Below are 9,953 nucleotides of genomic sequence, written 5' to 3'. Positions count from 1 at the left end.
GGCCCCGTCGTACGCCTCCGCCTCCCTGACGGGACCGACTGGACCGGCAGGGCTGACGGGCTGCCGCGGCAGATGAGGGGCCTCGTAGGGACGCTCGTGACCGGTGCCGACCGCCCCTTCGCGGGGCTCGGGCAGGAAGGGGTCGTACGATCCGGGGCCACCGGACGTACCGCCGGCGGGTGCCGGCACTGGGACAGGTTCGTATATCGGGTAGGGCCCGACGGGGGCCACGTAGGCGGCGTACAGGTCGTAGCGGCCGTCGTGCGGATCGTACGGGTCGTACGGCGCATACGGACCGTAGGGGTCATACGGGTCGTACGGCGGTGCTTCCGCCGCACCGCTGCGTGCGGCGCGGGGGCTGCCCTGTGCATGAGTCACGTGACGCTCCCCTGGGTCGGGCTTCGGCCCGGGACTGTAGCGGAGGGAGCGTCACTCTCCAAAGTCGGATCATCACACGGTGTCGCGACGAGAGGGGGCGTGGAGTGACCGTCAGTAGCCGAATGCCCGCGCGGTATTCGCCGCTACGGCTGTGGCCAGCGCGTCCTCGCCGATCTCCTTGAAGCCCGCCATGGCGCGCAACGTGACCGGAATGAGGTACGGGGCGTTGGGCCGTCCGCGATAGGGGGCGGGGGTCAGGAAGGGCGCGTCGGTCTCGACGAGGATGAGGTCGAGCGGGGCCACGGCGAGGGCGTCGCGGAGGGGCTGGGCGTTCTTGAAGGTGACGTTGCCGGCGAACGACATGTAGTAGCCGTTGTCGGCGCAGATCTTCGCCATGCCGGCGTCGCCGGAGTAGCAGTGGAAGACGACGGCGTCGGGCGCGCCCTCCTCGTCCAGGACGCGCAGGACGTCGGCGTGGGCGTCGCGGTCGTGGATGACCAGGGCCTTGCCGTGGCGCTTGGCGATGTCGATGTGGCGGCGGAAGGAGTACTCCTGGGCGGCCATGCCCTCGGGGCCGGTGCGGAAGAAGTCGAGGCCGGTCTCGCCGACGCCGCGGACGTGCGGCAGGGCCGCGAGGGCGTCGATCTCGGCGAGGGCGGCGTCCAGGGCGGCGTCGCCGCCGGCGGGGCGCTCGCCCTGGCGGGACCAGCCGTCGGGGTCGCCGTGGACGATGCGGGGCGCCTCGTTGGGGTGCAGGGCCACGGTGGCCCAGACGGCGTCGTGGGCGGCGGCCGTCTCCGCGGCCCAGCGGGAGCCGGCCACGTCGCAGCCCACCTGGACGACGGTGGTCACGCCGACGGACGCGGCCTTGGCGAGGGCGTCCTCGACGGAGCCGGACTGCATGTCCAGGTGCGTGTGGGAATCGGCGACCGGCACGTCGAGGGGGACCGGGAGCGGCGGCGGGGCGTCCTTGTCGTTCTTGCCGCTGCCGGTCCTGCCACTGCTGTTCGCTGCTGTTGACGCCATGCGAGCGATTCTAGGCAGCGCCCGCGGCCGTCAGCGGTGGTGCTCCCGGTACGCCCGGACCGGGTGGAGGAGGTCCGAGAGGTGCCAGTGGTGCTCCCGTCCGGGCTCACCGGGCTGCTCGGGGCTCTCGGGGTGCTCGGCGCGGGGGAGCCGTTCCCGGTGCCACGGTTCGGGGCCGCCCGCGTGGAGCGGGCCGGCGGGGGCCTGCTGCGTGGCCGGAACCTCGTGCGCGGGCCGGTGCAGGACGTCCGCGATCAGGGAGACGCGGCCGGAGCGCATGATGCGTACGACGTGCTCGCCGCAGTTCACGCAGGTGGGGCGGGTCAGCGGGGACGGCACGCGCACGCCGTCCGCGTAGTAGATGACGAAGGGCCGGCCCTCGGCGTCCGTGTGGTGCTCGATCTCGTACGACTGCTCCCAGCCGTGGCCGCACCGCATGCAGGCGAAGGAGTACGACTCGTGCGCCGTCCCGGTCTCCGGCACGGTGGGGGGTGCGGTGGCCGCTATCGACTGGACACCGTTCGAGGTTCCTGCGATCTCGCTCATGGCAGCTCCTCTTGTCCTGAGGACAAGTCTCTCGCGGGACCGGACGTCCCACATCCAGGGAACGCCCTTCCCGGCGAAGACGCAGCAGCCTATCCCCCGAATTGGGACAAACTTGGCGTCGCACTGCCCAAAGTGCCAGGCTGCCAGGCCCAAGCTTTGCTTTTCAGATTATCCCTTTACCTTGCGATGGGGCCTGTTATGGCGCATTCTTTGCCGCCACGACCGCATCGAAGACCTCGCGCTTGGGTAGACCTGCTTCCGCAGCTACGGCCGCGATGGCCTCCTTGCGGCGCTCGCCCGCCTCCTCGCGCGCCCGCACACGGCGCACGAGCTCCTCGGCGGTCAGGTCCTGCGGGCCGGGCTCGGGGGCGCCCTCCACGACGATGGTGATCTCGCCGCGCACGCCCTCGGCCGCCCAGGCGGCCAGGTCCTTCAGCGGGCCGCGCTTGACCTCCTCGTAGGTCTTCGTCAGCTCCCGGCAGACCGCCGCGCGGCGGTCCGGGCCGAAGGCCTCGGCCATGGCCGCGAGGGTGTCGTCCAGGCGGTGCGGGGCCTCGAAGTAGACGAGCGTGCGGCGCTCGGCCGCGACCTCGCGGAGCCGGCCCAGGCGCTCGCCCGCCTTGCGGGGCAGGAAGCCCTCGAAGCAGAAGCGGTCGACGGGGAGGCCGGAGACGGCCAGGGCCGTGAGCACGGCGGACGGCCCGGGCACGGCGGTGACCTTGATGTCACGCTCCACGGCGGCGGCGACGAGGCGGTAGCCCGGGTCGGAGACGGACGGCATGCCGGCGTCGGTGACGAGCAGAACGCGGGCGCCGCCCGCCAGCGCCTCCACCAGCTCGGGCGTCCGGGCGGACTCGTTGCCCTCGAAGTAGGAGACGACCCGGCCGGTCGTGTGCACCCCCAGCGCCTGCGTCAGCCGGCGCAGCCGGCGGGTGTCCTCGGCGGCGATCACCTCGGCGGCGGCGAGCTCGGCGGCGAGCCGCGGGGGTGCGTCGGCGACGTCGCCGATGGGGGTACCTGCGAGTACGAGCGTTCCAGTCACGTCTCCCATCCTCGCAGGCCCCCGGTGCCACGGGCCTCCGGCCGCGGGGGACGCGGTCCCGGAACATGCCCGTACGTGATCCGCCGTCCGACAGGGTCGTTCCCTACGATGGCGCGGTGACCAGTGACACCGCGACCCACGCCCCGCAGGGCCAGACGGCAGACGAGCGACCGCCACCGTGGCAGCTCAGACTCCGCCGGTTCGGCTACGCGGCCCGGCCGCAGCCGGATGTGCGGGCGCGGCTCGTACCGCCCTTTCCCGAGCCGGGGACGCGGGTGTGGTCGACGCTCGGCCTGCGCCCGGACGCGGCGCAGCGGCTGGCGCGCTGGTCGGGGTGGACCGGCCCGCTGCTGGTCACCCTGTTCGCGGGCCTGATCCGGTTCTGGCACCTGGGCAGCCCCAAGGCCGTGATATTCGACGAGACGTACTACGCCAAGGACGCGTGGGCGCTGTGGAAGTACGGCTACGAGGCGAAGTGGCCGGACGACATCAACGACAAGGTCATCGCGGGCTGGACGGACGTCCCGGACGCGCCGGGCTACGTGGTGCACCCGCCGATGGGCAAGTGGGTCATCGGCCTCGGCGAGTGGCTCTTCGGCCTGAACCCGGTCGGCTGGCGCTTCATGGTGGCGGTGCTGGGCACGCTGTCCGTGCTGATGCTGTGCCGCATCGGCCGCCGCCTCTTCCGCTCCACGTTCCTCGGCTGCCTGGCCGGCGCCCTGATGGCCGTGGACGGCCTGCACTTCGTGATGAGCCGCACCTCGCTGCTCGACTCGGTGCTCATGTTCTTCGTGCTGGCCGCGTTCGGCTGCGTGCTGGTGGACCGGGACACGTCGCGGGCCCGGCTGGCCGCGGCGCTGCCGGTCGGCGAGGACGGCGTGCCGCGCCCGGACGACGCGGTCGGTGACGGCCTGCGTCTCGGTCTGCGCCCGTGGCGCATCGCGGCGGGCGTGTTCCTGGGCCTGGCGTGCGCCACGAAGTGGAACGGCGCGGTGTACCTGGCCGCGTTCGGCCTGCTGATCGTCCTGTGGGACGCGGGTGCGCGGCGGGCGGCGGGGGCCCGCCGCCCCTTCCTCTCGGCGCTGCGGCGCGACGTGCCGTGGGCGTTCCTGTCGACGGTGCCGGTGGCGATCGGCGTCTACCTGGCGTCGTGGACGGGCTGGTTCGTCAACAGCGGCACGTACACCGAGAAGGACGGCTGGCAGCACAGCGGCTACTACCGGCACTGGGCCGAGAACGACGGCGGCCACAGCGCGGACGGCTTCCTCGCCGGGGTCCTCAACCCCCTGCGCAGCCTGTGGGAGTACGAGCACGAGGTGTGGAAGTTCAACACCACGCTCACCTCGCCGCACACGTACCAGTCCAACCCGTGGAGCTGGCTGGTCCAGGCCCGCCCGGTCTCGTACTTCTACGAGTCGCCGAAGCCGGGCGAGGACGGCTGCCCGGCGGACGCGGCCGACAAGTGCGCACGCGAGGTGCTCGCGCTGGGCACCCCGCTGCTGTGGTGGGCCGCGTGCTTCGCGGTGCTGTACCTGCTCTACCGGTGGGCGCTGCGGCGCGACTGGCGGGCTGGCGCGGTGCTGTGCGGGGTCGCGGCCGGGTACCTGCCCTGGTTCATGTGGCAGGAACGCACCATCTTCGTCTTCTACGCGGTGGTGTTCCTGCCGTTCCTGTGCCTGGCGCTGGCCATGATGATCGGCGCGCTCCTGGGGCCGCCGGGGTCCTCGGAGCGGCGGCGTGTGGCGGGCGCGGTCGGTGCGGGCACGCTGGTGCTGCTGATCGCGTGGAACTTCATCTACTTCTGGCCGATCTACACCGGGAACGCGATCCCGATAGAGGCGTGGCGGAACCGCATGTGGTTCGACTCCTGGATCTGACGGCCTCCGCCGGCCCCTCCGACTCCCCCGGCCCCCATCCCATCTGATGAACCACCAGCCCTGAAGGACCAGTTCCGGCCATTTCGCACCCTCTCGCCCCACCCTTCCCGTACAGTGCCAACGCAGAGGTTTAATCGGATGATTAAACCGGGCCGAGGCCCGGGCCGGGGGGCCCGGCGGTCCGGGGGGCTCGGAGGGGGCTGACACATGCACAAGGGTGCGAAGATCGCCATCGGCGTCGTGGCCGCAGCCGTGGTGGGAGCGGCCGGCATGGGCGCGTACAACCTCGTGGACGCCGTGGCGGGTGACGGCTCGACCGGCGCGCACGGGGAACCCGCACCGCTGAGAACCGGGCCGCCGACGGCGGACGAGATCGAGCGGACGGCGCGCGACTTCCTCGCCGCCTGGGAGTCCGGCGACACCGCCAAGGCCGCCCGCCTCACCGACAACACGGCCGCGGCGACCACCGCGCTCACCGGCTACCGCGAGACCGTCCACGTGGAGAAGGTCGCCCTGAAGCCGGGCACGCCGCAGGGCGCCAAGGTGCCGTTCTCCGTGAGCGCCGAGATCTCCCACGGCAAGCAGCGCTCGACCTGGACGTACGACTCCTCGCTCGAAGTCGTCCGCGGCAAGAGCACCGGGCAGGCGCTCGTCGACTGGCAGCCCTCGGTCGTCCACCCCGAGCTCACGCGCAACGAGACCCTGAGGACCGACGCGGGCGCGGCCCCGCAGATCGACGCCGTCGACCGGAACGGCACGAAGCTGGACGCCAAGGACTACCCCTCGCTCGCGTCCGTCCTGCCGCAGCTGCGCAAGCGGTTCGGGGAGGAGGCGGGCGGCGAGCCGGGCCTGGAGGTACAGGCCGTACCGGAGGGCGGGGCGGAGGCCGCGGCCAGGGCGGGGATCGCCCCCAAGACGCTGCACGTCGTCTCGCGGGGCAAGCCCGCCACGCTCAAGACGACGCTCGACGCCGGTGCGCAGCGGGCGGCCGAGTCCGCCGTCGAGCGGCACGCCGATGCGTCCGTCGTCGCCGTGAAGGCCAGTACGGGCGAGATCCTGGCCGTCGCCAACTCCAGGAAGACCGAGTTCAACACCGCGTTGATGGGCCAGACCGCGCCGGGCTCCACGATGAAGATCATCACGTCGGCGATGCTGCTCGAACAGGGCAAGGCCGCGCCCGGAAAGCCGCTGCCCTGCCCGAAGTACGCCACGTACGGGATGCGCTTCCACAACGTGGAGGAGAGCGAGAACCCCGGCGCCACCTTCGCGCAGGACTTCGCGGCCTCGTGCAACACCGCCTTCATCTCGCTCGCGGGCGAGGTCGGCGACGGGGCGCTGGCGGCGGAGGCGCGGGACGTCTTCGGGCTCGGGCTGGAGTGGAAGACGGGCCTCGCCACGTTCGACGGCAGCGTGCCGGCGGAGTCCGGGGCGGGCAAGGCCGCGGCGATGATCGGGCAGGGCAAGGTGCAGATGTCCGCGCTGAACGTGGCCTCCATGGCCGCCACGGTGCGCGCCGGCTCCTTCCACCAGCCCTACATCGTCGACCCGTCGCTCGACGACCGGCAGCTCGCCCGCGCGCCCCGCGCGCTGCCCGGCACGGTCGCGGAGCAGCTGCGCTCGATGATGCGGCTGACGGCGACGTCGGGCACGGGCGCCCGGGCCATGTCCGGGCTCGGCGGCGACATCGGCGCGAAGACGGGCTCGGCGGAGGTCGACGGCCAGGCCAAGCCGAACGGCTGGTTCAGCGCGTACCGCGGCGACGTGGCCGCGGCCGCGTACGTCCAGCAGGGCGGGCACGGCGGCGACTCGGCGGGCCCGGTGGTGGCGGCGGTCCTGCGGGCGTCGTAGCGCGCGTGCCCTCCCGGGGGGCGGTCCGGGCGGGCCCGGGCGTCCCCTTCCGCCGCGACGGCGACCGGCCGGCACGGACGTGACCGGCGGTGCCCCCTGCCGGCCGAGGACGGGACGGCACCGCCGGAATGCGCCACGGTGGCTGATCACCGTCGCGGCGGAGGTGATTGCCGCGTCCCGGCACGACAGCGCACGACGGGTCCGGCCGAGGCCGCCCCTCACGGACCGGCCCTCCTTTCCGGGGTACTCAGGTGCGAACTGAGTACCCCGGCGGTGGTGCGGCACGCGGCCCGCGCGTGAGGGTGGGCCCATGGGACAGAAGATCAGTGCGCGGGAGCTCGCCGCGGCGACGCCCTCGGGGCGCGACCGCGTCATCGACCTGTTGCGCGTGGCCTCCCTCGGGACCGTCGTGCTCGGGCACTGGCTCATGGCCGCCGTGACCGTGGACGACGACGGCCGCGCCGCCGTCGGCAACCTGCTCGCGGTCGAGCCGGAGCTGCAACTGCTCACCTGGGTCCTGCAGATCATGCCGGTGTTCTTCTTCGTCGGCGGCTTCTCCCACGCGCTCTCCTACCGTTCCCTCACGCGCCGCACCGGCGGGCCGGCCTACGCGCTCTTCCTCCGCGCCCGCCTGCAGCGCCTCCTGCGCCCCACCATGCTCTTCGTCGCCGTGTGGGGCGCCGGGGCGCTCGCCCTCCAGCTGGGCGGCCACGGCGGCGCCCTCGCGGACGTCGCCGCGCGCCTCGTCGCCCAGCCCCTGTGGTTCATCGGCATCTACCTCGCCATGGTGGCCTTCACGCCGCCCCTCCTGCGCCTCCACGAGCGGTACGGCTGGGGCGCCTTCGCCGCCCTGGTCGCCGCGGCCGCGACGGTGGACGTGCTGCGGTTCGCGGCCGGCGTCCCGTACGTGGAGTTCCTCAACTTCGGCTTCGTCTGGCTGGCCGTCCACCAGCTCGGCTTCCTGCGCGCCGACGGGCGCCTGCGCCTCCACGTGCCGTGGGCGCTCGCCGCGGCCGGTCTCGCGGGGGCGGTCGCCCTCGTGGCGTGCGGGCCGTACCCGCTGTCCATGGTGGGCATGCCCGGCGAGAAGATCAGCAACATGGCGCCGCCCACCGCCGCCCTGCTCTGCCACGGCATGTGGCTGATCGGCGCGGTCGAGCTGCTGCGCGGCCCGATGACGCGGCTCGTGGCCCGGCCCCGCGTCTGGCGCACCGTCATCGCCGCGAACGGTGTGGCGATGACGGCGTTCCTGTGGCACCTCACGGCGATGCTCGGGGTGTACGGGGCGATGCTGGCCCTGCACGTGCCCCTGCCGGAGCCGGCGGGCGCGGGCTGGTGGCTGCAGGTGCCGCTGCGCATCGCGGCCGCCGCGGCGCTCACGGCGCTCCTCGTCGCGGTCTTCCGCAAGGCCGAGCAGCCGGCGGCCCCGGCGGCCCCTGCGGTCCCTGCTGCCCCGGTTACCGCCCCCGCCGCCCGCCGCGGCACCGGGCCGGCCGCCGCCCTCGGGGTCACGCTCACGCTCTTCGGGGTGCTCGGGCTGTCCATGGTGGGCTTCGGCGGGCTGCTGGACGGGCGCTCCGCCGTCCTCGTCGCCGTACGCGTCACCGCGCCCGTCACCGTCGCCATGTGCGCCGCCGGCTGGCTGCTCGTCGAGCGGGCGGGAAGGAGAACGGCCGCGAAGACGGCGTGAGGCACGCAACATCGCGTGCGCCCCACACGCAGCGCTAGCGTCGAGGGTCATGACCCCTTTGGTCGCCGCGGCCGTCCTCATAGCCGCCGTCACCCACGCCAGTTGGAACGCCATCGCGCACGGCATCAAGGACCAGCTCCTCGCCTTCACGCTCGTCGGGGGCGGCGGGACGGTGTGCGGGCTGGCGCTGGCGGGCTTCGTACCGCTGCCGGACGGGGCTGCCTGGCCGTACCTGCTGGCGTCCGCCGTCCTGCACGTCGTCTACCAGATGCTGCTCATGCGGTCCTTCACGCTCGGCGACTTCGGGCAGATGTACCCGATCGCCCGCGGCACCGCCCCTCTCGCCGTGACCGTCCTGGCCGCCGTCTTCGCCGGGGAGACGCCCGGCGGCTGGCAGGCGGCGGGCGTGGCCGTCGCCTCGGCCGGGCTGGTCGGGCTCGCGGTGTGGGGCATCCGGGGCTCCGGGGGCCGGCCGCAGTGGGCGGCCGTCGTGGCCGCCGGGGCGACGGGGCTGGCCATCGCCGCGTACACGGTCGTCGACGGCCTGGGCGTCCGCGCCTCGGGCACGCCGCTCGGCTACATCGCGTGGCTGATGATCCTGGAGGGGGCGCCCATACCGCTGTACGCCATGGCGGCGCGGCGGGGCTCGTTCGTGGCGGAGGTCAGGCCGTTCGCGGTGCGCGGGCTGCTGGGCGGGGCGCTGTCGGTGGCCGCGTACGGGCTGGTGCTGTGGGCGCAGACGCGCGCCGACCTCGCGCCGATCTCGGCGCTGCGGGAATCGTCGATCCTGGTGGGGGCGGCGATCGGGGCGCTGTTCTTCAAGGAGCGGTTCGGGGCGCCGCGGATCGCCGCGGCGGGGCTGATGGTGGCGGGGATCGGGATGATGCTGCACGCGGGGTGACACCGCCCGCGGGGTGACACGGCTCGCGGGGTGACACGGCTCGCGGCGGGGCTCATTCCCCTCTGAACGCCTGCTGCAGGCCGATGTTGCCGATGAGGATGCCGCCGTCCACGGGGAGGGTCACACCCGTGATCCACGCGGCGTCGCGCGAGGCGAGGAAGGCGACCGCGGCGGCGATGTCCTCCGGCTCGCCGACCCGCCCCAGCGGATACTGGCCCGCCGCGCGCTCCAGGGCGCCGCTGCGGTCGTCCCAGGCGTGGGTGCGGACCGTGCCGGGGGCGACCAGGTTCACGCGCACGCCGCGGGCTGCGCACTGGCCGGCCAGGGTCCGGGTCAGGCCCGCCAGGCCGGCCTTGGCGGCGCTGTAGGCGAAATCGCCGTAGTCCTGCTCGCCGTTGACGGAGCCGATGCTGACGACCGCGCCGCGGCCGTCCCGGGCGGCGGCCAGGTGCGGCATGGCCGCCCGTACGCAACGGAACGCTCCGGTCAGGGTGATGTCCAGGTCCCGGGACCAGGCGTCGTCGGTGACGTCCTCCACGAGCGGGGGCCCGGGGTGGAACGAGTACGCGTTGTTGACCAGGACGTCCAGGCCGCCGAACCGCTCCACGGCGTGCGCCACCGCCGCCTCGACGGCCGGCCGCTCGC

At 73.7% G+C, this 9,953-nt stretch carries 8 protein-coding genes and 1 pseudogene; 4 read left to right on the top strand and 5 right to left on the bottom strand.

Annotated features, from left to right (window positions below; translation table 11 throughout):
* The 4 genes and pseudogenes from V7793_RS26590 to rsmI form a co-directional block, all read right to left on the bottom strand.
* Positions 1–378 (bottom strand): annotated as a pseudogene (locus tag V7793_RS26590) (hypothetical protein); the annotation flags it as partial.
* Between the two features lie 111 nt (positions 379–489).
* Positions 490–1,404, bottom strand: coding sequence for a TatD family hydrolase (locus V7793_RS26585; RefSeq protein WP_336010729.1), 915 nt, complete (start codon positions 1,402–1,404; stop codon positions 490–492).
* Between the two features lie 30 nt (positions 1,405–1,434).
* Positions 1,435–1,950: a hypothetical protein gene (locus V7793_RS26580; protein WP_336010726.1), complete on the bottom strand. Its 516-nt coding sequence runs from the start codon at positions 1,948–1,950 to the stop codon at positions 1,435–1,437.
* 196 nt (positions 1,951–2,146) lie between these two features.
* A complete protein-coding gene (rsmI, locus tag V7793_RS26575; protein WP_179081225.1) occupies positions 2,147–2,992 on the bottom strand; it encodes a 16S rRNA (cytidine(1402)-2'-O)-methyltransferase in 846 nt (281 codons plus the stop codon).
* 116 nt (positions 2,993–3,108) lie between these two features.
* On the opposite strand from rsmI, the gene V7793_RS26570 reads away from it, so the two are divergent.
* The 4 genes from V7793_RS26570 (at position 3,109) to V7793_RS26555 (ending at position 9,308) form a co-directional block, all read left to right on the top strand.
* Entirely contained in the window at positions 3,109–4,869 is a 1,761-nt protein-coding gene (locus tag V7793_RS26570) for a dolichyl-phosphate-mannose--protein mannosyltransferase (protein ID WP_336010722.1), read from the top strand.
* 207 nt (positions 4,870–5,076) lie between these two features.
* Positions 5,077–6,717, top strand: a complete 1,641-nt coding sequence (locus tag V7793_RS26565) for a penicillin-binding transpeptidase domain-containing protein (protein WP_336010720.1) — start codon at positions 5,077–5,079, stop codon at positions 6,715–6,717.
* Between the two features lie 310 nt (positions 6,718–7,027).
* Positions 7,028–8,407 (top strand): acyltransferase family protein, encoded by a 1,380-nt coding sequence (locus V7793_RS26560; RefSeq protein ID WP_336010718.1) that lies wholly within the window; start codon positions 7,028–7,030, stop codon positions 8,405–8,407.
* A 49-nt stretch (positions 8,408–8,456) separates the two neighbouring features.
* Entirely contained in the window at positions 8,457–9,308 is an 852-nt protein-coding gene (locus tag V7793_RS26555) for a DMT family transporter (protein ID WP_336010716.1), read from the top strand.
* Positions 9,309–9,360: 52 nt separating this feature from the next.
* Here the strand turns inward: V7793_RS26555 and V7793_RS26550 are convergent.
* Positions 9,361–9,953 (bottom strand): SDR family NAD(P)-dependent oxidoreductase (locus V7793_RS26550; RefSeq protein ID WP_336010713.1); only part of this gene is annotated, 593 nt, incomplete at its 5' end.

This window comes from Streptomyces sp. KLMMK, assembly GCF_036961605.1.
Classification (GTDB): Bacteria; Actinomycetota; Actinomycetes; order Streptomycetales; family Streptomycetaceae; genus Streptomyces; species Streptomyces telluris.
This window is presented reverse-complemented; position numbering and strand designations above follow the sequence as displayed.